This is a genomic window from Bacillus sp. JAS24-2 (genome assembly GCF_008274905.1).
Lineage (GTDB): Bacteria > Bacillota > Bacilli > Bacillales > Bacillaceae_G > Bacillus_A > Bacillus_A cereus.
The window spans coordinates 5,015,460-5,037,578 of the sequence record NZ_CP031068.1; the positions used below are offsets into that span (position 1 = coordinate 5,015,460).

Below are 22,119 nucleotides of genomic sequence, written 5' to 3' on the forward strand. Positions count from 1 at the left end.
TCCGTGTCCTTTTTTCAGTATCTATTCACTCAATACTCAGAAGTTATGATCGGTGTGCCAACCACAATTGTATCTTTGTTGTCTGTAGAACGTATTGCTATTTGCACATTTATTTTCTCTCTATTTGTTGAAAGAGCGTCATCCCACTTTTTATTGTATGCGGAGACTGACACAAATGCTCTTTCTTCTACTTGTTCGATCGCTCTTGCTGAAAGATCTTTCAAAACCTGATTGGTTTTATTTTGCAAAACACCTTCAATCTTATCATTCAGTACACCTTGAACACAAGTGTAAATTATAGGTTTTTCACTAAAAATTTTATTCATGTTTTGAACATACTTCGGGTCCCATTTCGCCCCACTTACTTCAAAGATAATGAAAGTGTTTTCTTTAGTATTTTCTTTACTCCAAGTTACTACTACTCGTTCTTCATAAGAAGAAAGCTTTTTATAGGATGTAGCTTTATATCCATCTGGAGATTGCTCTACTTCCCACTTTTGAATATTTGCTTTTTCCTTCACATCGTTTAACAACTTTTGAAACGTATGTATGTTAGAAATTGTTTTTGTTTCTCTCGCTAACCATGACCATTTTTCTACCTTAGCATCATTTTTCTCTAAAGCCTTGATCATGCTCTCCATTTTCTGTTCATCGCTTATCGGTTTCATCTCTCTATATCCAACCAAAAATAAAACAACACTAAGTGCAACAATAAGAATGGCTTTAAGCTTCAATTTCATCCCCTCCTATCCCCATTGTTAACGGAGATTTGAGGTTCTATACACTTACTTTACTAAATACGTTAAACTCTTCGAATAGCCTAAATAATCAAGGAAAAAGTTACTTACAGATGTCCCAATTGCAATTGTAATTAAGATGAGTAATACTCGCGTCTGCAGCACTTTTCCGGACTTCATTAAACGCTCAATGTGAATGCCTTGTAAGGCCCACCACGTAATGGTAATAAACAATAAATGCGAAACAATGGCAATCAGTGCTTGTTGCCCTAAAAGTTGTGCCAAAAAATCGACCCCTTTTTACTCAGCTACTACTTATGAAAGAATATAAAAACGATACCATAATAAGTAGGAGCTACACTTTTTCAAATGCACATAGACATCTTACATTTTACATCGTGATTTTCTTTCCAAAAACGTATATCTACATTACAAGTTAACACAAAATAAAAAGCGCAGAGTACTGACTCCACACCTTTTATTTTCACTATTGTACCACGTTCCCTAAGAAGAAGAAATCTTTCATTAATGGAAAATATTCATAAAAGAAATTGTACCCAATCATCGGCATAATCCCTAGTATTACAATCGAAATTGCACAAAGACTCATAACAACCTTTATATTTAACGGTAACCGTATCCTCTCTTCTGTCTCTCCTGTGCGGAAAAACATTTGTTGTAAAATACGGAAATAATATACGAATGAAACAACTGTCGTACCCATCATAATCGAAGCTAGTACGTAATGTGCTGGCTCTACATGAAGCGCGCCTAAAAAGATATTAACCTTTCCAATGAAGCCAACCGTTCCTGGTATCCCAGCCAACGATAAAATAAAGATTGTCATCATAATCGCTGCAAATGGCGACCTTTTATATAAACCTGTGAAAATCGTTATATTTTCCTCATCATTTTGTAAGATTAAGCCGTGGATGATAGCAAATGCACCTATATTCATAAGCATGTATGCCAGCATATAAAACCACATGCTATCCATCGTAAATGGTGATAATGCCACAAGTGGAACGAGTAAATACCCTGCATGAGCAATGCCCGAATAAGCAAATAAACGCTTTATATTGTATTGTTTTAACGCAACTACATTCCCAACAATCATCGTAATACTTGCTAACACCGCGATATATATACTCATATGCCCATATAAAGATTGCATATCTCCTTGTATTAATACACTTGCAAAAACCATAAGGAACAAACGAATAATGAGTAGGAAACCAGCAATTTTAGAAATCGTTCCAAGAAAAGCAGTAACTGGTGTAGCCGCTCCTTCATACACATCAGGTGCCCACATATGAAACGGCACTGTGGCAATTTTAAATGAGAGACCGACTAGCAATAAAAGAAATGCGAGAGCTAACAATAACTGAATACCACTAGCGAGTTCCCCAGTGAGTACCTTTTGCATATCTACAATGTTAGTTGAACCTGTAATACCGTATAAATAACTCATTCCGAAGAGCGTAATCGCCGTTCCAATTCCTCCGCTAATGACGTATTTCATTGCCGCTTCATTTGATGCACGGCTCTTTTTTCGTATTCCTACTAAAATATAAGAAGAAAGTGAAAGTAACTCCAAACCAACGAAAAGGGTAATGAAATCAACACTAGAAGCCATGAACATCGCACCAAGAAGTGCCATTAAAAATAAGTAATAATATTCACCCTTATCTTCAATTGGATTCTTCTTATCATCGCTCATCGCGGTGCATAAAATAAGAGCTGAGGCACCTAATAGCAATGTTTTAAACCCTTTTGAAAATCCATCTAACACAAACGATCCGTTTAAAATATCTCCAGCTGGTTCGCTATATAGCGTAATTAATGACACGATTGCTAATACGATAGCAGCAATCGCACCAAGAGCTACATATCTATGATTCAGCTTAAAAAACAAATCACATATGGAAAGAAGGATGGCGGCGCCGAGAATAATAAATTCTGGCACCATTAGATGCCACGATAAGCTAAGTAACGTATTCATATCCATCCTACTTCACCCCCAATGTTTTCAATGTATTTTGAAGCGGATCCCCTAGTAACTCTGGCATAACTCCAATTGCAATAATACAAAAGATAAGTAGTAAAACAGGGACATACTCCCATCCGTGTATATCAGATTTTGCTTCCCACTCTTTCTTTCCAAATGTCACTTGAAGTGTCGCCCTTAATACGTATACAGCGGTTAAAATGATGCCAATCACACCGACTGCAGCAATGACGGGCTCTCCTTGAAATAAACCGAGAAAGGCAAGAAATTCACTAACAAACCCAGACATCCCTGGTAATCCAAGCGATGCCATTCCTCCTGCTAAAAAGAATCCGCTAAGTATCGGTACACTTTTCGCAAGTCCGCCTAGCACCGTAATATCCGAAGTTCCAAATCGTTGTTCTATAACACCCAGTAGGAAGAATAGCAAGGCTGCAATTAAACCATGTGATACAACTTGGAATAGCGCTCCTTGTGTACCAGGTGCATTAAGTGACGCAAGTCCCATTAACACAATTCCCATATGCGAAATACTAGAGTAAGCCAGTACTTTCCTAAAGTCCGTTTGGATGAGCGCTAAAAAGGCACCGTATAATAAATTAATTACGCCTAATATCGCAATTAGCGTTGCAACATCGTGAAAATATTCCGGGAATAGCCCTTTCCCGAAGCGAATAATACCGTATGCTCCAATCTTTAGCAAAACTCCAGCATGAAGCATAACTACAGCTGGATGCGCTTCTATGTGTACATTGACCATCCAGCGGTGCAACGGAAAAACAGGTAGTTTAATTGCAAAGGCAATCATTATGGAAATAAATACACCAAGCTGTAAGCTACTTGGGATGACAAGTTCTCCTTCTGCACTTACGCTTCTTAATATCTCTTTCAGCTCCACAATATTTGTTGTACCTGTTTTCGCGAACAGAATTGAGAAAACAATGAGCAAAATAGCTGAGCCAATACCGTTATATATTAAATAACTATACGCAGCCTTTTCACTCGACAATTTTCCCCACTTTCCAATTAATAAGAACATTGGTGGCAACGTAATTTCAAAGAAGATAAAAAACAACATTAAATTTTGAGCAGCAAAGACGCCGAGCATTCCTATTTCTAGCATAAGTAACAGCATATAAAATGCTTTTAAGTTTCTTTTAATAGAAAAGGCTGCAATTGCTGCAAGCATCGCTAGAAGAGCCGTCAGTACCATCATGACAAGCGACAAACCATCAATACCGAGCTCGTAATAAATAGAAAACCACCTTTTATCCACCGCTGTAAAATCTCCAAACTTAATCCATTTCACCTTTTCATCAAATAGTGACAAATTCTTTCCAGAAGCATATGTACAAGCGAGGACGATAGCGATTCCAAATGGAAGTGCCGTCCCAAATAAGCCAAGCGCCCGCACTGTACGCAATTCCTTTTTCGGTGTTAATACAAGCAATAAAATTCCTAAAAGCGGGGAAAAAATGAAGAACGTTAACAACAAATCATTCATCGTAAATCCCCTCCCGTATAGAGCAAAATAATGACGAGTACAGCGAGCGAAACCGCCGTTACAGTACCGTACACTTGTACATTCCCGTTTTGAAGTTTCGATCCAAGATTACTTGTGCCTTTAACTACACTTCCAATTAAAACTGCAATTCCTTCGACTACATACACTTCAAATAAGCGAAGCACATGAGCGATTCCTTTCGTAATAGGGATCACCGTCATGTTGTATAGTTCATCCACATAATATTTTTCTTTCAAAAGATTATAAAGAGATGTTTCCGTACCCCCAGCCCAATCTCTAGAAATTGATTTCTTGCCATATATGAAATATGCAAGAGCGATTCCCGCAAATGAAACGAGTGTCGCAACAATCATAATCCAAACTGGTCCATGCGCTTCTTCAACCTTAAACCCTACATCTTTCGTCAACCAATCTCCGAGAAATGTCCCAAACCATGGTGTATTTATATATCCTGCCACTACCGCAAGAACGCCGAGAACAATCATTGGATACGTCATAACGCGAGGCGATTCATGCACTTCTTCCTTCGTCTTCGTTTCTCCAGTAAAGACAAGAAAGTATAGGCGGAACATATAAAATGCTGTTAAAAACGCCGCAATTACCGCTAAAGTAAATAAAACGTAATTGCCATTCATCCACGTCGCCGCTAAAATTTCATCTTTGCTGAAAAAACCGGAAAGCAGCGGAACACCGCTAATGGCAAGGGTACCTATTAAAAATAGCGTACCAGTTACTTTCATCTTCTTCTGTAAACCGCCCATTTTATTAATGTTTTGCGTATGCACAGCATGAATTACACTTCCTGCCGCCAAAAATAGTAGTGCTTTAAAAAAAGCGTGTGTCGTTAAATGGAATATACCAGCTACATAACCGGCAGAACCTAACGCGAGCATCATATACCCGAGCTGGCTAACTGTAGAATAAGCAAGCACCCTCTTTATATCTGTTTGCACAAGACCGATAGAGGCCGCAAAGATTGCAGTGAAAGCTCCAACGATTGCCACTGTCTGCATCGCCACTGTACTTGCTGAAAATAGAGGAAACATCGTCGCTACTAAATATACGCCAGCTGCGACCATCGTCGCCGCGTGAATAAGTGCCGAAACGGGCGTTGGCCCTTCCATTGCATCTGGCAACCACGTATGAAGCGGGAACTGACCTGATTTTCCCATCGCCCCGATAAAAATTAATATCGCTGTTATTGTAATCATGTAAGGAGGTAGATCCCCTGTATAAATCGCCCTAAATATTGCGTCATATTCAAAACTACCTGCGTACCAAAAAATTAAAATCATCCCGATAAATAAACCAACATCCCCAATACGGGTCATAATAAAAGCCTTTTTTGCAGCAGCCTTCGCTTCTTCTTTAAAGAAATAAAAACCGATAAGTAAAAATGAACCAAGGCCAACTAATTCCCAAAATATATAAAGCTGTAATAAATTCGTTGATATAACAAGCCCTAACATCGCAAATGTAAAGAGTCCTAAATATGCGTAAAAGGTTGGTAATCGTTCATCACCTTTCATATAACCTTTCGAATACACATGTACAAGTAGACTCACAAGCGTCACGATAAATAACATTAAAGCTCCTAATGCAGTCACTTCAAATCCGAATGATATATCCACATCTCCAGCTCTAAGCCACACCCACTTATGCTTCACGCTTGCTTCTGAAAACCTTTCTATTAACACAAGTACCGCAAGTATAAAGGAGAGAAAGACGAAAAAAATACTAAGTACGCTGCTTCCTTCTCTAATTTTCTTCCCGAATATAATAAGTAACAAAAACGAAACGAGTGGGAAAAGCGGTATGAGCCATGCATAATCGATCATTGTTTCCTTCCCCCTTTTTCGGTCACAATGCTATCCTTTAAGCGTATCCATTTCATCCACCTGAACTGTTGTACGATTACGATATAAAGCAATTAAAATAGCGAGTCCTACCGCCGCTTCCGCTGCCGCTACAGCCATCGTAAACAGTGAGAAAATTTGACCTGTTAAATTCGGAAATAAGCCTAATTTACTAAACGCCACTAAGTTTAAATTGGCAGCATTCAGCATTAATTCGATACAAACTAATACGATTACTGTATTCCGCTTTGTTAAAGCTCCAAATAGACCGATGCAAAACAAAATAATCGCAAGTGTTAAATATGCAGAAGCTGGAACGCTACTCATTGGAATCCTCCTCTTTCTCGTCCTTTTTCGCAAGTATAATTGCGCCAACGAGTGCTACAAGTAAAATAACTGAAGTTAGTTCAAATGGGATAATATATTTTGAATAGAGAAGCGTACCGATTTGAAGTGTGTTGTTTTCATGGAGAGGTAAACTTCCTTGTGTGCTTTCATTTGCAAAATCAACATTATTAACAGCGAAATACATAACCGCTCCAAATGCTACAACTGCAAAGAAGATAATCCATTTTCGAAGAGTAAGACGCGATTCATTTTCCGCGTTATGTTTCGTTAACATAATGCCGAAAATCATAATAATTGTGATTGCACCAGAATAAAGTAAAATTTGTGCAACGCCTATAAATTCGGCTGATAAAAGAAAATACAAACCTGCAATGCTGAGAAATGTCAGAACGAGAGCTAACATCATGTGCATAACTTTCGTTAAGTTCAACATAAGAACACCGCCGATAATTGCAAACAAGGATAGTATAAAGAATGCTACAAACTCGCCATTCATGCCTTATTCTCCTTCCTGACGTTTTCGTCGTTTTCGTCAAGCCACTGCAAATTTTTAAATAAGTCATCACGTGAATATTCCGCGAGTTCAAAGTTATTTGTCATGACAATTGCCTCTGTCGGACAAACTTCTGTACATAAATCACAAAGAATACAAATTTCAAAATTAATATCATACGTGTCGATAATTTTTCCTTTTTTCGTAGGATCCGGATGTTTCTTTCCTGTTAACTGAATACAGTCTGTCGGACAAATGTTAGAGCACTGATTACAAACAATACATTTCTCCGGATAAAATTTTTGAATTCCTCGAAAACGGTCTGGCAACGGCAACGGTTGATTTGGATAATCATACGTTACCTTCTTCTTGCTCAAATTACTTAATGTATATTTTAATCCTTTAAATAGTCCTTTCATCTCTTACTGGCACCCCCCTCATAGATTAGAAGAATAACTCCTTAATCAATGCCGTTAAGAAAATATTTGCAAGTGCAATCGGCAATAATACTTTCCAACCAAACTCCATTAACTGGTCACCTCTTATACGCGGGAACGTAACGCGGAACCAAATTAATAGAAAGACTACACTGCTAAATTTCAAAGCAAACCATACGGCACCTGGGATAAATCCAAGAAACATGACTGGATTCCATCCGCCTAAAAAAAGCACTGTAATTAACGATGCCATCCCGAAGAAATATACGTACTCTGAAAGCATGAAAAACGCCCAGCGAAACCCTGAGTATTCCGTATGATATCCAGAAACAAGTTCTGACTCCGCTTCTGGCAAATCGAATGGCGTTCTATTTAACTCTGCAACTGCTGCGATTAAGAAAACGACGAAGCCAATTGGCTGTACGAAAATGTACCAAACCTTCTCCTGCGCCGCTACAATCTCATTTAAATTCAGACTACCAGCTAGCAAAACGATACCAATTACACTCATTACGAGCGGAATCTCATAAGAAATCATTTGCGCCGCCGCACGCATCCCTCCTAAAAGGGAATATTTATTATTCGATGCCCATCCCCCAGTTACAACACCTATCGTCGTAATACCGGAAACAGCGATATAATAAAGTAACCCGACTCCAATATCTGCAAATTGAAATTTATCAGTGAACGGGATAACTGCAAGCACCATAAATGCTGGCGCAAATGCAATGACAGGTGCTAATATAAACAGCGGTTTATCTGCTGCTTTCGGAATACTATCTTCTTTCAATAATAGTTTTAAAACATCAGCTACCGTTTGCAGTAAACCGAATCGGCCTCCAACCTGGTTTGGTCCAATCCGCCCTTGCATAAACCCCATCACTTTCCGTTCTGCCAAAATTCCATATGTAACAAAGCCAAGGACTGCAAATAGTAGAAGTACCGCTAATCCGAAAAAAATGAAGAAATTCGTCCAGCTTGAAGGTGATTGTAAGAGCGTTTCAATCATCAGCCATCAACCTCCCCAAGTACAATATCAACTCCACCTAAAATCGTAATTAAATTGGCGATGTTTTCACCTTTCAATAACTTCGGTAAAATTTGCAAATTGTAAAAAGACGGCCTACGAAACTTCAAGCGGTACGGCTCTTTCTTTCCGTCACTAGCAATATAGCAACCAATCTCTCCGCGCGGCGATTCGATACGTACAAATGCTTCTCCCTTAGGTGCCTTAATAATTTTCGGTACTTTTGCCAGCACAGCTCCATCTTTCGGGAACTGCTGAACCGCTTGCTCAACAATCTTTAAAGACTCCTCGATTTCTTGCATTCGGCAAACGTAGCGATCCCAAGCATCTCCCACGCTTCCAACAGGAATATCAAAATCAAAACGATCATAAATCGAATACGGCTCATCTTTGCGAAGATCCCAGTTTACTCCAGTGCACCGCAAATTTGCTCCGCTTAAAGAATACGAAATCGCTTCTTCCGCGCTATATATACCAACGCCTTTCACACGATTTAAGAAAATCTCATTACCGCTAACAAGATCATGATAACCTGCCAGTTGCTCTCTCATATACGGAACAAACTCTTCCACCTTTTCAATCCAACCATCTGGCGCATCCCACTTCACACCACCAACTCTCATATAGTTAAAAGTAAGCCGTGCCCCGCATAATTCATTTAATAAATTTATAATCATCTCTCGTTCACGAAAAGCGTACAAAAACGGGCTAACCGCTCCTATATCAAGAAGATTCGTCCCCCACCAAACGAGATGGCTCGCAATTCTTCCTAGCTCCATCGCAAGTACTCGCAAGTATTCGGCACGCTCTGGAATTTCAAGCCCCATCATCGTCTCTACAGCATGGCAAATGACGTAATTATTCGTCATAGCTGATAAATAGTCCATTCGATCTGTATAAGGGATAATTTGCGTATACTGTAAGCTCTCAGCGATCTTTTCCGTCCCGCGATGTAAATACCCAATAACAGGTGTAGCTTCTTTAATAATTTCCCCGTCAATCTTAATTACGAGCCTGAACACACCATGTGTACTCGGATGCTGAGGTCCTACATTCAAAAGCATCTCTTCCGTGCGGATCATAGCTACACCTCCACATCATACGGTTCATAGTCTTTTCTAAGCGGATATCCTACCCAATCCTCTGGCATTAAAATACGTGTTAAATTCGGATGCCCTTTAAATATAATGCCGAGCAAATCGTATGCTTCTCGCTCCGGCCAGTCAGCCCCTTTCCAAAGCGCTGTCACAGATTCGACTTGCGGCGTTTCCCGGTCTAGCTTTACCTTCACCGCTACCGATTGTTTCTTACTATATGAAAACAAATGAACATACACTTCCATATGTGTCACAAAATCCGTCGCATGTAGCTCTGACATATAATCAAAAGCAAGTCCCTCATGGAATCGCAGTGACTCCATCACTTCATAATATTTTTCGTGATCCACCACAAGAGTTGGCACATCCTTTGACAGTTTATTAATGTAGGAATCTACTAATGCACCCTCTCCTAACTTCTCCCTAATAGCCTCAACATACTGATTTAAATACGGCTGATTTACGGACAGTTCTTCCTGCTTCGGCTCATCCTCTCTCTTACCTTCAGCCCCCTTTGTCTTCGCTCTTGCAGCCGCTGCTGCTTTCGCTTTTGCCGCTGCAATTGCCTTTGCCTTTTCATCTCCCGAATCCCCATCACCTTGCGAGGCTTTCTGCTTCGCCAATGCTGCCGCTTTTGCCTTGGCAGCTGCCACCGCCTTCGCCTTGGCTTTCGCTTTTTCTTCTTCCGTTACTTCTTCGGTTCCTTCTCTTTTCTGCTTCGCTAATGCTGCCGCTTTTGCTTTTGCAGCTGCTGCCGCCTTCGCCTTGGCTTTCGCTTTTTCTTCTTCCGTTACTTCCTCGGTTCCTTCTCTTTTCTGCTTCGCTAACGCCGCCGCTTTTGCTTTTGCAGCTGCTGCTGCACGTCGTTTTGCTTCTTCTATAGTAATATCATCTTTTTTTGGTAGCGCTTTCTCTTTTTCTTGATCTTCTTCCTCAAGCTCACTTATTTCCGCCTCGTGTTTCGCTACAAGGCGTTTTCTCGCTTCTTCTTTTGCACGCCTAGCTGCTTCTTTTTTCAGCTCCTCTAAATCTTTATTTGGATTGCTCATTTATTCGTCACCTGCTTCCCGGTCTTTGCTTCGTAACGAATTTTTTCTTTTAATTTATTAATTCCATAAATTAAAGCAGCTGGATTTGGGGGACAACCAGGAATATACACATCAACTGGTACAATTTGGTCTACACCTTTCACAACAGCATATGAATTTACATACGGACCACCTGCTGTTGCACAAGATCCCATCGCAATAACCCATTTCGGTTCGGGCATTTGATCATATAAGCGCCGAACAATAGGAGCCATCTTCTTCGTTACCGTTCCCGATACAATCATGACGTCCGATTGCCTTGGTGAAGTCCGAAAAAATGACCCAAATCGATCTAAATCATAATGTGATGAGCCTACTCCCATCATTTCAATTGCACAGCACGCCAGTCCGAATGTCATCGGCCATAAAGAATTGCTCCTCGCCCATCCTTTCAACTGTTCCAATGTAGAAAAAAAGATATTTCGTTCTAATTCTGCTCGCTCATTTGGATGTAATTCCTCAAAATTTATAACCATTGTAACACCTTCTTTTTCCAAGCATACGCTAATCCAACTAGCAACATTACAACAAAGATGAGCATTTCAATTAATGCAAATAAACCTAGCTTGTCATACGCAACAGCCCAAGGATATAAAAATAAAGTTTCTACATCAAAGATCACAAACAATAAAGCGAAAATATAATAACGAGCATGAAACCGAATATTTGCATCATGAAAAGGCTCAATTCCACTCTCATACGTCGTCGCCTTTGCTGCACTTGGTTTATTTGGGCGCAGCATCCTTCCTAATGTAAGAGCCACTACCGGCAGCAATATACCTAATAGCAAGAAAATCAAAACGATCATATAACTATTTTCATATACACTTGCCATTGTGAAACCCTCCCCCCTAAATTAAGAACAAGTTCACATAGTAAACAATATGTCCTAGTTGCAGTAATTATTATTTTTAAATTTTTCTAAATAATGCAACTATTCTAACCATTATAGCAAACTTCAAATTCCTATGTCGATATGTTGGGAGGCAGAAACAAGAATTATTAAAATCTATCTTTACAACTTGCTATAATTGTGCAAAATAAATATAAACTTATATATGCTTTTCAAGAAACCGTAGGTGATATAAATGAAAAAACAAACACATGTAAGTATTCTTATAAGCATTGTATTGCTGTCTATAACGCTTCACTATGTAGCGATGCCTTTTCTATATGAATACTCATTTTCTTTTCAGCTATTAATCGGAACGAGTACCCTATTAATTGATATTATCGCTTGTAGTTATATACTTTATTTTTCAAACATGAAAGAAGGGCTATCTCGTTTATTTTGGATCATATTATCTGTTGGAGCTCTCTCTTATTTTATCGGTGATATAGTCGTTGCCTATCAGCGTTTAATTGTAAAGGACTTCTATACGTTCGTTGATCCATCTGACTTTTTTTACTTACTTTTTTTAGTTAGCTTTACGTTTGCCTTTCTATACGAAATCATTTATAACCGAGATTTATTAGAAAAACTTTTTATGCTATGTGATATTTGTATTATCGTTACAGCCCAATTTACTTTAAGTTACTACTTACTTATTGAACGAACTATTCATATCTTTACAACATCCTATATCGACATATTTGTTCAACTTACCTATCCAATGGCTGATTTACTCTTTCTCTTAATAGGAATCAACCTTTTATTCAAACCACTATCCTTATTACCTAAAAAGGTCGGTGCACTTCTTGGCAGTGCTTTAATTTTATATGCTACTACAGATGCGATTTATGCGTATTTAAAATACTTCATACCAGAGTATTCTATGTTTACAGTTACTCCTTTCTATCAAGTAACCTTAGTACTAGTAGCAATCGCCTGTATTCTCCATACAAAAAAGCCTGAAAAACAAGAACAAGTACTACTAACACCTAAAATTGGTGAATCAATCCGATTATCATTACCGTATATTTCGGTAGTAATGCTTATTGTTTTCATATTAGTTGAATACGTTTTTGCGCCTATTATAGTAATCGGACTTATAATAACTTTCTCTTTCGTGCTCATACGTCATAGTTTAGTTCGAAAACAAAATAAAATCTTATTGCTAGCTCAAATGCAATTCAACTCAGAACTCGAGAAACAAATTAAACTACGTACAGAAGATTTAGTAGAACAGAAAAATGAACTCTATCATAATCAACAAATGTTTAAATCTTTATACGAGCATCATCCAGATCCAATCTTCACATTAGATTTGTACGGTAATTTTCTCAAAGTAAATAACGCTGGTACTACTTTACTCGGTTATCAAACGAATGAATTATTAAACCAGCCTTACTATTCACTCATATACGAAGAAGATTTAGAAGAAATGATTAACGCCTTTCATCGCGTGAAAAAGGGGTATTCTATCTCTTTAGAAATACGGGCGTACCATAAAAACAGAGATACTTACTACTTGCACGTTACCGCCGTACCGATCTTTTTAAAGGAGAAAATTTCTGGGGTTTATTTAATGATTAAAGATATTACGGAAAGCAAACAACAACAAGAACAAATTAATTTCCTAGCATACCATGATACTTTAACAGAGCTTGCAAATCGACGTGCATTTCATCAACATTTAGAACAGGCAATTGCACGAGCAAAAATATCGAAAAAGCCTTTTGCTGTTATGTTTCTCGACCTAGACCGTTTTAAAGTTATTAATGATACCCTCGGTCATCGAGTAGGAGACCTATTGCTCATCGCAGTAGCAAAAAGGCTCGAAAGAATAGCAACATCAAATATGAAACTCGCGCGGCTAGCTGGGGATGAGTTCACAATCCTTATCGAGAATTACAAAAAAAATCCAGATGTCCAAAAAATAGCTGATAGGATTGTAGCGGCCATGAATGAGCCATTTGAAATCGAAAATCAACATTTACAAATCTCACCGAGCATCGGAATTGCAATATATCCTGAAGCAGGTGAAGATGCGCTATCCATTTTGCAGCATGCTGATATGGCCATGTACGAAGCAAAGAATAAAGGAAAAAACGGTAGCTCTCTTTACACGAAAGAACTATATAAAAAAATGGAACGAAAAGCTCGAATTGAAAAAGATTTGCCAATCGCTTTAGTAAACAAAGAATTTTATCTCGTTTATCAACCACAAATTGATACGACAACAAATAAAATTATCGGTGCTGAAGCTTTAATACGTTGGAAACACCCACTATTAGGTGACATTTCACCATGTGAGTTTATTCCAATTGTAGAAGAGACGCCACAAGTAGTCCCACTTGGACATTGGGTATTACAAGAAGCTTGTCTCCAATTAAAAATATGGCATACCTTTGGCTACCAAAATTTAAAAATAAGTGTTAATTTATCCGCAAAAGAATTCCGGCAAGATCAATTAATCGAAAACATTTCACAAATATTAAACGACGTGCAAGTCGATCCAAAATATGTAACACTTGAGTTAACAGAAAGAATTGCAATGATTGACGAGAAAGAAACGTTATTGAGACTGAAGCAATTAAAAGAATACGGTATCCAAACTTCCATTGATGACTTCGGTACTGGGTACTCTTCTCTTGCTTATTTATCAATTTTTCCAATCGACACATTAAAAGTACCGAGAGAATTTACACAATTAGCTGATCATCGTCCTGAAGAACGAGCCATCGTTTCTACAATTCTTTCCCTCGCGAATACTTTAAATCTTTCAGTCGTCGCCGAAGGAATTGAAACCGAAAAACAACTTAAGTTTCTGCAAAAACATAACTGTAAATATATGCAAGGTTACTATTTCAGTAAACCACTTACTAGTAATCAGTTTATAAAGTTTCTACAAAAAACCCCCAGTATGAACAAATAATTCATACCGGGGGTTTTTTAGTGCTAAATATTTTTCTCATAATATTCTTCTGCAATCTCTTCGTAAAAAGCTGCAGATGTCGTATAGAAATATGGAATTAACCATAAGAATCCAATCCCTAACGTAATACAACTTAATATAAACCAGCCAATAAAACTTAAACATAAAATGAAATACTCCATCTTATGTCCATCCATCATACGACGACTTTCTGTAATAGCTTGGTTCAGTGAATACTCAGGATGATCGTTTATAATAAAGTATGTCATCGCATAAGAAAATGATTTAATAATACCTGGAATAATGAACAATAACGTCCATAAGAAAAGATAAAGATTTACTAATAAATATAATAAAAATGATTTTAGAAATCTCTTTCCCTCTGAAAACCAAATGAATACATTACCGATACTAGCTTGCTTTTCACGAAGGATATTTAAACCAAGGTAATATCCACCTAAAGTTAACGGTCCAGTAACGAAAAATGTAAGAATATTCATTGAAATTGAACCGTTTGTTTTTTGCCAACCGAAAATTAAAGAAAATCCCCAATCAACACTAAAATCAAAAGCTGTGATAAGAATTGAAATGAGTAGTGTAGCCCCAACAGCTAATCCCCATTTCCCTTCTAATGAATCTAGTGCTTCTCCTTTTAAATCACTAATCATGCGTAGCCTCGCCTCCTATACACAATAATTCTATTAGTATAGCATGTTCCTATTGAAATTCACCTTTTGAAATATAGCGATAAAAGTGTGCTGTCGTCGTACTCATATACGGACTAAACCAAAGAAATCCTATTCCAAAAGTAAGAAGCGCTAAAATAGCCCATCCTATGAAGCTCAGCCATAAAAGAAACAAATCTAACTTATGACCCTTCATAAGATTCTTACTTTCCTTCATCGCCTGCGAAACACTATATTCTGGATTTTCAATCATCACATAGTACGTCAGTGCATAAGAAAAATACATCACAATCATACCAACAATTGAAATTGCTAATAGTACGAAGAAAGCTATTGCAAATGACGTATTCCCTTCTTCACCTAACAATGCAAATAAGCCTATTAACAGCATCGGAATCCATGTACCTGTATATAACAAAATCGCAAGCATTGCCCACATTGTTTTCATCATTCTTTTAAAGCCACGAAATCCTTCAAATAAGTAATCTACTTTAGCATCTTCTCGTTTACTAATCTGTAAAAATACATTTGTATAACCATATGACGTGATCCCATACGATGCGTTACTCAAAATTATTATAATGCAATAAAAAATTCCGAAGGTAATACCTGCTCCAATTGACATCGTTTCCTCTTCAAATGATCCAGTTAAGCTTGCAACTGAGAGAAATATAATAATTCCTGGAATTAATAGTATAAGCATTGCAGCCATCGAAACGACATAACTTAAAATAAAATATAAAATTGTTGATCCAACACCTAGTCCCCATTTTCCCTTTAAAGAGTACAATGCTTCTCGCTTCATTTCACCAATCATTGATTCATCCCCTTTATGAAATATAAATTGTTGTACACTTCTACTTATACAAGCATCAATATAATTATACCAGTTTTGTAAAATTATCCATAAAATACACAAAAAAAATCCGTAAAGGCAAAGCCCTTACGGATTTTTTCACTTCATATCGGAAACGTTTAAACGGTTCACGGCACGTTGTAATGCCATTTCTGCACGTTTAAAGTCAACATGTGCTTGTTTATCTTGCAGACGTTGCTCAGCGCGACGCTTCGCTTCATTTGCGCGATGGATATCGATATGGTTTGCTTCTTCAGCAGATGATGATAATACAGTCACTTTATCTGGACGAACTTCGATAAAGCCACCGCTTACTGCTACATAATCAGTGTGTCCACCATTTTTCAGACGAACTGCACTAATTTTTAATGGTGCAACAGTTGGAATGTGACCTGGTAAGATCCCCATTTCCCCACTCTCTGCTTTTACACTTACCATTTCTACTTCTTTTTCGTAAACCGGTCCATCAGGAGTTACAATACTGACTGGAAATGTCTTCATACTTCGTCCCTCCTAAGGCCTTACGCCATCATTTTCTTCGCGTTTTCAATAACTTCTTCAATGCCACCTACTAAGCGGAATGCATCTTCTGGAAGGTCATCATATTTTCCTTCTAGAATTTCTTTGAAACCACTAACTGTATTCTTTACAGGTACGTAAGAACCTTTTTGACCTGTAAACTGCTCAGCTACGTGGAAGTTTTGAGATAAGAAGAATTGAATACGACGAGCACGATGTACAACTAACTTATCTTCTTCAGATAACTCATCCATACCTAAGATAGCGATGATATCTTGAAGCTCTTTATAACGTTGTAAAGTTTGCTGTACTTGACGAGCTACTTCATAATGTTCTTCTCCTACGATTTCTGGAGAAAGTGCACGAGATGTAGATGCTAATGGATCTACGGCTGGGTAAATACCCATTTGCGTTAAACGACGCTCTAAGTTTGTTGTTGCATCTAAGTGAGCGAACGTTGTAGCTGGTGCTGGGTCAGTATAGTCATCGGCTGGTACATATACCGCTTGGATAGACGTGATAGACCCTTTATTTGTAGATGTAATACGCTCTTGTAATTGACCCATTTCTGTTGCAAGTGTTGGTTGGTAACCTACCGCAGATGGCATACGACCAAGAAGGGCAGATACTTCAGAACCCGCTTGCGTGAAACGGAAGATGTTATCGATGAACAGAAGTACGTCTTGTCCTTGCTCATCACGGAAATGCTCAGCCATTGTTAAACCTGTTAATGCAACACGTTGACGTGCTCCAGGTGGCTCGTTCATTTGTCCGAATACCATCGCAGTTTTCTTGATTACGCCAGAATCGCTCATTTCGTGGTATAAGTCATTACCCTCACGAGTACGCTCACCTACACCAGCGAATACAGAGATACCACCGTGCTCTTGTGCGATGTTGTTAATTAATTCCTGAATTAATACTGTTTTACCTACGCCGGCACCACCGAATAGGCCGATCTTACCACCCTTAATGTAAGGAGCAAGTAAGTCTACTACTTTAATACCAGTTTCAAGAATTTCTACTTTAGTAGATAATTCTTCGAATGCAGGTGCTTGACGGTGAATTGGATCACGATGTACATCTGCAGGAACCTCACCATCTAAGTCAATTGCATCACCTAATACGTTAAATACGCGACCAAGTGTTACATCACCAACTGGTACAGAGATTGGTTTACCAGTATCTTCTACTTCTGTGCCACGAACAAGTCCATCTGTGGAAGACATCGCAACTGTACGAACTGTATCATCACCTAAATGAAGTGCAACTTCAAATGTTAAGTTAATACTTCCGTTTTCGTTGCTTTGTTTTACCGTAAGGGCGTTGTAGATTTCTGGTAGCTTTCCGCCATCAAACTTAACGTCTACAACCGGACCCATGATTTGCGTAACGCGCCCTTTATTCATCGGGTTCCCTCCTAGCTTTCTTTTAATTAGCCAACTTTCTACGAGCAGCTAGCTTTTAATTTTTTATTGGTTTATAGCTTACGCGACTCTTTTGACAGAGCCGCTTCCGCTTTTTAATACTATTCTAACGCTGCTGCTCCACCAACGATTTCCGTAATTTCTTGCGTAATCGCTGCCTGACGCGCACGGTTGAATGAAAGTGTAAGTGAATCGATAACTTCCATTGCGTTGTCTGTAGCACTCTTCATTGCTGTCATACGCGCTGCGTGTTCACTTGCTTTACCGTCTAGTAATGCACCGTACACTAAGCTTTCTGCGTATTGTGGCAATAGTACTTTTAAAATTTCTTCTTCAGAAGGTTCGAATTCATAAGCTGTCGTCGGTTTGTCAGACGCCACATCAGTAAGCGGTAAAATTTTATTTTCCGTTACCTCTTGTGAAATTTTACTTACGTAATGGTTGTAGTAGATGTACAGCTCATCATAAGCACCATCTGCGAACATCGCAATTGCTCGAGAAGCAAGGTCTTTAATATCAGTAAATGATGGGTGGTCAGATAATCCAACTACTTCATCAATAATGTTAAAGCCGCGACGTTTTAAATAATCACGTCCTAGTCGTCCAAGCACAATAATAGAATATTGGTTTGAATCCATATTATGACGTTCACGAATTACGTTACTTACTGTACGTAATACGTTACTGTTATAACCACCTGCTAGTCCGCGATCAGACGTAATAACGATGTATCCTGTACGCTTTACAGGACGCGCATTTAGCATTGGATGATTAATCCCTTTGCTTCCTTGCGCAATGCTCGCTACTACTTCTTGAATCTTTTCCATATACGGAACGAAAGATTTAGCATTTTGCTCTGCACGGTTTAACTTAGATGCAGATACCATCTCCATCGCTTTCGTAATTTGACTCGTTTTCTTTGTCGAGTTAATCTTCGCTTTTATATCGCGTAAAGATGCCACAGGTTTTCACCACCTTTTTTCCGGAAGTTGGCACGATTAGTAAGAATCCTCTTCCTAATCTACGTTGCAAGATATTCTTGCTCATGATTGAAGGAAAAGAATAGGTGCACCTACTCTTTTCCTTTACATGACCTTTAGCAATCTCAGAGCCCGAGATGCCTTTTATATATACTATCTAGCTCCAGCGGCTTGAATGCTCGGTGGCTTCACTTCTTCCTACGAGGCAAACACCGCCTCTTCGTCAGAAGCTCCATCCCCCTCACATTCAGAACGAGCCGCTTCCGCTTTTATTATTCAGAAGCTACAAATACTTTTTTAAATCCATTGATTGCTGCTGCAAATTTGTCGTCATCCGCAAGTTTCTTAGTTGTGCGGATTTCTTCTAATAAGTCAGTCGCATTAGAATCTAACCAAGCATGGAATTCTTCTTCAAAACGAGTGATATCTACTACTGGGATATCATCTAGGAATCCACGTGTTAAAGCGTAAAGAATGATAACTTGTTTCTCTACACGTAATGGTTTGTGTAATCCTTGTTTTAATACCTCAACAGTACGAGCACCACGGTTTAATTTCGCTTGAGTTGCTTTATCAAGGTCAGAACCGAACTGAGCGAACGCTTCTAACTCACGGTAAGATGCAAGGTCAAGACGAAGTGTACCTGATACTTTACTCATTGCTTTAATCTGAGCAGATCCACCTACACGAGATACAGAAGTACCCGCATCGATCGCTGGACGTACGCCAGAGAAGAATAGGTCAGATTGTAAGAAGATTTGTCCATCCGTAATAGAAATTACGTTTGTTGGGATGTATGCTGATACGTCCCCTGCTTGTGTTTCGATGAAAGGTAGTGCAGTTAAAGAACCGCCGCCTTTTGCATCACTTAATTTTGCTGCACGCTCTAATAAGCGAGAATGTAAGTAGAATACATCCCCTGGGTAAGCTTCACGACCTGGAGGACGACGTAATAGTAATGACAGCTCACGGTAAGCCGCTGCTTGTTTTGATAAGTCATCATATACTACTAATACGTGTTTACCATTGTACATGAACTCTTCACCCATTGTTACACCAGCGTAAGGAGCTAGGTATAATAATGGAGCTGGTTGAGAAGCAGATGCAGTTACAACGATTGTGTACTCTAATGCACCGTGCTTACGTAGTGTTTCTACTACGTTACGTACAGTTGATTCTTTTTGTCCAATTGCTACATAGATACAAATCATATCTTCATCTTTTTGGTTAATGATTGTATCAAGTGCAACCGCTGTTTTACCAGTTTGACGGTCACCAATGATTAACTCACGTTGACCACGGCCAATTGGTACAAGAGCATCGATCGCTTTAATACCTGTTTGAAGTGGCTCATGAACAGATTTACGATCCATTACACCCGGTGCTGGACTTTCGATTGGACGAGTGTTTGTTGTATTGATTGGGCCTAAACCATCAACTGGTTGACCTAATGGGTTTACAACACGACCAATTAGTTCTTTTCCTACCGGTACTTGCATGATGCGACCAGTACGACGAACTTCGTCACCTTCACGAATTTCTGTGTAAGGTCCTAAAATGATAATACCTACGTTGTTTTCCTCTAAGTTTTGTGCTAGTCCCATAACGCCGTTAGAGAACTCTACAAGTTCACCAGCCATAACGTTATCAAGACCATGAGCACGCGCGATACCGTCACCAACTTGGATAACTGTACCAACATCACTAACTTCGATTTCAGACTGATAGTTCTCGATTTGTTGCTTTATCAGTGCGCTAATTTCTTCAGCTCTGATGCTCATGTGCTTCACCCCTATCTATTCTTCATTAATTCACGCTGAATACGTGCTAATTTTCCTTGTAAACTTCCGTCATAAATGCGATTTCCAATACGTACTTTAATTCCGCCTAGTAAATCTTCATCTACAACATTTTTCACGCGAATTGCATCTTTTCCCGTTCTCTTTGCAAATGCTTCAGCAATGTTAAGCTTCTCTTCTTCTGATAGAAGACGAGTAGAATATACAGTTGCATCCGCTACGTTACGTTCTTCATTAGCAAGAACAACATATTCATCTGCAATTTCAGGTAAGATATCAATGCGTTTGTTATCAATTAAAATATATAACGTATTTAAAATAGATTCAGAAACAGATCCGAATACGTTTGCAAGAAACGTTTTCTTTTGTTCCTTTGAAATGTTCGGTTGCGTTAAAAAGCTATGTAGTTCTCCGTTCTTTACATAAACGTTTTGTACAAGGCGTAATTCCTCTTCAAACATTTCTAATACGTGTTTTTCTTTAGCAATTTTAAAAAGAGCGACAGCATAACGTTTTGCTACAATCCCATTGCTCATCGCGCTTCTCCTACTTCTTTAATATAATCGCGAATTAACTTCACTTGATCTTCTTCTTTTAATTCTTTTTCAATTACTTTAGAAGCAATTTGAACAGATAAAGAAGCAACTTGTTCTTGTAAAGCAGCAATTGCTTGCTCTTTTTCGCGTTGAATTTCTTGTACAGCAGATGCTTTAATTGATTCTGCTTCTTCTTTCGCAGCAGCAACAATAACATCTTTTTGATCTACAGCTTGCTTTTTCGCTCTTTCGATTAACTCTTGTGCTTCAACACGTGATTGTTTTAACATTTCACGTTGTTCTTCTACTAACTTCTTCGCCTCAGCATTACTTCTTTCTGCAGCGTCGATTTCATTAGTAACATGCTCTTCACGTTCTTTCATAATTCCCATTAAAGGACCCCACGCAAATTTGCGTAGCATTACTAATAGAAGTAAGAAAATGAACAATGTATAAGCAATCGTTCCAAATGGAATGGCAGCACCTAATAATAAAGTTGGCACAAGGATTCACTCCCTTCAAAATATCTAAATTGATCATATGAAAAAAAAGACATACGTTTCATTCATAAAGCAATGGCGAAGAAAGTTCGGAAAAACACTCTTCGCCATCTATGTAAGGGGAGTTTCCCTTATTTGTTCATTACGATGAATGCAATAACTACACCGATGATTGGAAGTGCCTCAACTAAAGCAACCCCGATGAACATAATTGTTTGAAGTGCGCCTTTTAATTCTGGTTGACGAGCAACACCTTCGATTGTACGTGATACGATAAGACCGTTACCAATACCTGCACCTAATGCTGATAAACCAATTGCAATTGCAGCTGCGATTACACCTAAACTCATTTAATTTGTCCTCCTTTGTATTATAAAAAAAT

The 22,119-nt window shown here is 38.5% G+C and carries 23 protein-coding genes; 1 reads left to right on the forward strand and 22 read right to left on the reverse strand.

Features of this window, described 5'->3' with window-relative positions; genetic code table 11:
- Positions 1 to 29: 29 nt before the first annotated feature.
- The 13 genes from DN407_RS26105 to nuoA all read right to left on the reverse strand — a co-directional run bounded on the left by DN407_RS26105 (position 30) and on the right by nuoA (position 11,451).
- Positions 30 to 734 (reverse strand): YwmB family TATA-box binding protein, encoded by a 705-nt coding sequence (locus DN407_RS26105; RefSeq protein ID WP_000767916.1) that lies wholly within the window; start codon positions 732 to 734, stop codon positions 30 to 32.
- Between the two features lie 51 nt (positions 735 to 785).
- Positions 786 to 1,022: a DUF1146 family protein gene (locus DN407_RS26110; RefSeq protein ID WP_000057889.1), complete on the reverse strand. Its 237-nt coding sequence runs from the start codon at positions 1,020 to 1,022 to the stop codon at positions 786 to 788.
- Positions 1,023 to 1,224: 202 nt separating this feature from the next.
- Complete coding sequence (nuoN, locus tag DN407_RS26115) at positions 1,225 to 2,739, reverse strand: NADH-quinone oxidoreductase subunit NuoN (RefSeq protein WP_347402779.1); 1,515 nt, start codon at positions 2,737 to 2,739, stop codon at positions 1,225 to 1,227.
- A gap of 7 nt (positions 2,740 to 2,746) precedes the next feature.
- Entirely contained in the window at positions 2,747 to 4,249 is a 1,503-nt protein-coding gene (locus DN407_RS26120; RefSeq protein WP_098290722.1) for an NADH-quinone oxidoreductase subunit M, read from the reverse strand.
- On the reverse strand, positions 4,246 to 6,108 hold the full coding sequence (gene nuoL / locus DN407_RS26125; RefSeq protein ID WP_000568224.1) for an NADH-quinone oxidoreductase subunit L: 1,863 nt from the start codon (positions 6,106 to 6,108) through the stop codon (positions 4,246 to 4,248). Before nuoL ends, DN407_RS26120 begins: the two co-directional genes overlap by 4 nt.
- A 30-nt stretch (positions 6,109 to 6,138) precedes the next feature.
- Complete coding sequence (gene nuoK, locus DN407_RS26130) at positions 6,139 to 6,453, reverse strand: NADH-quinone oxidoreductase subunit NuoK (protein ID WP_000100079.1); 315 nt, start codon at positions 6,451 to 6,453, stop codon at positions 6,139 to 6,141.
- Complete coding sequence (locus tag DN407_RS26135) at positions 6,446 to 6,970, reverse strand: NADH-quinone oxidoreductase subunit J (protein WP_001012807.1); 525 nt, start codon at positions 6,968 to 6,970, stop codon at positions 6,446 to 6,448. Before DN407_RS26135 ends, nuoK begins: the two co-directional genes overlap by 8 nt.
- Positions 6,967 to 7,386: an NADH-quinone oxidoreductase subunit NuoI gene (nuoI, locus tag DN407_RS26140; RefSeq protein WP_000677191.1), complete on the reverse strand. Its 420-nt coding sequence runs from the start codon at positions 7,384 to 7,386 to the stop codon at positions 6,967 to 6,969. Before nuoI ends, DN407_RS26135 begins: the two co-directional genes overlap by 4 nt.
- Before the next feature lie 25 nt (positions 7,387 to 7,411).
- Complete coding sequence (nuoH, locus tag DN407_RS26145; protein WP_000573426.1) at positions 7,412 to 8,413, reverse strand: NADH-quinone oxidoreductase subunit NuoH; 1,002 nt, start codon at positions 8,411 to 8,413, stop codon at positions 7,412 to 7,414.
- The gene (nuoD, locus tag DN407_RS26150) at positions 8,413 to 9,513 is read right to left on the reverse strand and encodes an NADH-quinone oxidoreductase subunit NuoD (RefSeq protein ID WP_000621434.1); all 1,101 of its coding nucleotides are present in this window, start codon (positions 9,511 to 9,513) and stop codon (positions 8,413 to 8,415) included. The genes nuoH and nuoD overlap by 1 nt, the downstream gene beginning before the upstream one ends.
- Positions 9,514 to 9,515: 2 nt before the next feature.
- Entirely contained in the window at positions 9,516 to 10,577 is a 1,062-nt protein-coding gene (locus DN407_RS26155) for an NADH-quinone oxidoreductase subunit C (RefSeq protein WP_097813939.1), read from the reverse strand.
- The gene (nuoB, locus tag DN407_RS26160) at positions 10,574 to 11,092 is read right to left on the reverse strand and encodes an NADH-quinone oxidoreductase subunit NuoB (protein WP_000236331.1); all 519 of its coding nucleotides are present in this window, start codon (positions 11,090 to 11,092) and stop codon (positions 10,574 to 10,576) included. The genes DN407_RS26155 and nuoB overlap by 4 nt, the downstream gene beginning before the upstream one ends.
- A complete protein-coding gene (gene nuoA, locus DN407_RS26165) occupies positions 11,083 to 11,451 on the reverse strand; it encodes an NADH-quinone oxidoreductase subunit NuoA (RefSeq protein ID WP_000179273.1) in 369 nt (122 codons plus the stop codon). The genes nuoB and nuoA overlap by 10 nt, the downstream gene beginning before the upstream one ends.
- A 253-nt stretch (positions 11,452 to 11,704) precedes the next feature.
- Here nuoA and DN407_RS26170 point away from each other — a divergent pair, with 253 nt between their 5' ends.
- Positions 11,705 to 14,434 (forward strand): EAL domain-containing protein, encoded by a 2,730-nt coding sequence (locus tag DN407_RS26170; RefSeq protein ID WP_149216714.1) that lies wholly within the window; start codon positions 11,705 to 11,707, stop codon positions 14,432 to 14,434.
- Positions 14,435 to 14,457: 23 nt separating this feature from the next.
- Here the strand turns inward: DN407_RS26170 and DN407_RS26175 are convergent, their stop codons facing one another.
- The 9 genes from DN407_RS26175 to atpE all read right to left on the reverse strand — a co-directional run bounded on the left by DN407_RS26175 (position 14,458) and on the right by atpE (position 22,087).
- Positions 14,458 to 15,102 (reverse strand): DUF975 family protein, encoded by a 645-nt coding sequence (locus DN407_RS26175; RefSeq protein WP_000622458.1) that lies wholly within the window; start codon positions 15,100 to 15,102, stop codon positions 14,458 to 14,460.
- Between the two features lie 49 nt (positions 15,103 to 15,151).
- Entirely contained in the window at positions 15,152 to 15,937 is a 786-nt protein-coding gene (locus DN407_RS26180; protein ID WP_000578829.1) for a DUF975 family protein, read from the reverse strand.
- Positions 15,938 to 16,075: 138 nt separating this feature from the next.
- On the reverse strand, positions 16,076 to 16,477 hold the full coding sequence (atpC, locus tag DN407_RS26185; protein ID WP_000847211.1) for a F0F1 ATP synthase subunit epsilon: 402 nt from the start codon (positions 16,475 to 16,477) through the stop codon (positions 16,076 to 16,078).
- Between the two features lie 20 nt (positions 16,478 to 16,497).
- Positions 16,498 to 17,904, reverse strand: coding sequence for a F0F1 ATP synthase subunit beta (gene atpD / locus DN407_RS26190; RefSeq protein ID WP_001032593.1), 1,407 nt, complete (start codon positions 17,902 to 17,904; stop codon positions 16,498 to 16,500).
- A gap of 119 nt (positions 17,905 to 18,023) precedes the next feature.
- On the reverse strand, positions 18,024 to 18,884 hold the full coding sequence (atpG, locus tag DN407_RS26195; protein ID WP_000157696.1) for a F0F1 ATP synthase subunit gamma: 861 nt from the start codon (positions 18,882 to 18,884) through the stop codon (positions 18,024 to 18,026).
- Between the two features lie 290 nt (positions 18,885 to 19,174).
- Positions 19,175 to 20,683, reverse strand: coding sequence for a F0F1 ATP synthase subunit alpha (atpA, locus tag DN407_RS26200; RefSeq protein WP_000027518.1), 1,509 nt, complete (start codon positions 20,681 to 20,683; stop codon positions 19,175 to 19,177).
- 11 nt (positions 20,684 to 20,694) lie between these two features.
- Complete coding sequence (gene atpH / locus DN407_RS26205) at positions 20,695 to 21,237, reverse strand: F0F1 ATP synthase subunit delta (protein WP_000064683.1); 543 nt, start codon at positions 21,235 to 21,237, stop codon at positions 20,695 to 20,697.
- Positions 21,234 to 21,740, reverse strand: coding sequence for a F0F1 ATP synthase subunit B (gene atpF / locus DN407_RS26210; protein WP_001142618.1), 507 nt, complete (start codon positions 21,738 to 21,740; stop codon positions 21,234 to 21,236). The genes atpH and atpF overlap by 4 nt, the downstream gene beginning before the upstream one ends.
- Before the next feature lie 128 nt (positions 21,741 to 21,868).
- The gene (atpE, locus tag DN407_RS26215) at positions 21,869 to 22,087 is read right to left on the reverse strand and encodes a F0F1 ATP synthase subunit C (protein WP_000052064.1); all 219 of its coding nucleotides are present in this window, start codon (positions 22,085 to 22,087) and stop codon (positions 21,869 to 21,871) included.
- Positions 22,088 to 22,119 lie beyond the last annotated feature (32 nt).

Coding starts and splice junctions, on each gene's coding strand:
- nuoN (WP_347402779.1), bottom strand. CDS start 2,739: ATGAATACGTTACTTAGCTTATCGTGGCATCTAATGGTGCCAGAATTT.
- DN407_RS26120 (WP_098290722.1), bottom strand. CDS start 4,249: ATGAATGATTTGTTGTTAACGTTCTTCATTTTTTCCCCGCTTTTAGGA.
- nuoL (WP_000568224.1), bottom strand. CDS start 6,108: ATGATCGATTATGCATGGCTCATACCGCTTTTCCCACTCGTTTCGTTT.
- nuoK (WP_000100079.1), bottom strand. CDS start 6,453: ATGAGTAGCGTTCCAGCTTCTGCATATTTAACACTTGCGATTATTTTG.
- DN407_RS26135 (WP_001012807.1), bottom strand. CDS start 6,970: ATGAATGGCGAGTTTGTAGCATTCTTTATACTATCCTTGTTTGCAATT.
- nuoI (WP_000677191.1), bottom strand. CDS start 7,386: ATGAAAGGACTATTTAAAGGATTAAAATATACATTAAGTAATTTGAGC.
- nuoH (WP_000573426.1), bottom strand. CDS start 8,413: ATGATTGAAACGCTCTTACAATCACCTTCAAGCTGGACGAATTTCTTC.
- nuoD (WP_000621434.1), bottom strand. CDS start 9,513: ATGATCCGCACGGAAGAGATGCTTTTGAATGTAGGACCTCAGCATCCG.
- DN407_RS26155 (WP_097813939.1), bottom strand. CDS start 10,577: ATGAGCAATCCAAATAAAGATTTAGAGGAGCTGAAAAAAGAAGCAGCT.
- nuoB (WP_000236331.1), bottom strand. CDS start 11,092: ATGGTTATAAATTTTGAGGAATTACATCCAAATGAGCGAGCAGAATTA.
- nuoA (WP_000179273.1), bottom strand. CDS start 11,451: ATGGCAAGTGTATATGAAAATAGTTATATGATCGTTTTGATTTTCTTG.
- DN407_RS26170 (WP_149216714.1), top strand. CDS start 11,705: ATGAAAAAACAAACACATGTAAGTATTCTTATAAGCATTGTATTGCTG.
- DN407_RS26175 (WP_000622458.1), bottom strand. CDS start 15,102: ATGATTAGTGATTTAAAAGGAGAAGCACTAGATTCATTAGAAGGGAAA.
- DN407_RS26180 (WP_000578829.1), bottom strand. CDS start 15,937: ATGATTGGTGAAATGAAGCGAGAAGCATTGTACTCTTTAAAGGGAAAA.
- atpC (WP_000847211.1), bottom strand. CDS start 16,477: ATGAAGACATTTCCAGTCAGTATTGTAACTCCTGATGGACCGGTTTAC.
- atpD (WP_001032593.1), bottom strand. CDS start 17,904: ATGAATAAAGGGCGCGTTACGCAAATCATGGGTCCGGTTGTAGACGTT.
- atpA (WP_000027518.1), bottom strand. CDS start 20,683: ATGAGCATCAGAGCTGAAGAAATTAGCGCACTGATAAAGCAACAAATC.
- atpH (WP_000064683.1), bottom strand. CDS start 21,237: ATGAGCAATGGGATTGTAGCAAAACGTTATGCTGTCGCTCTTTTTAAA.
- atpE (WP_000052064.1), bottom strand. CDS start 22,087: ATGAGTTTAGGTGTAATCGCAGCTGCAATTGCAATTGGTTTATCAGCA.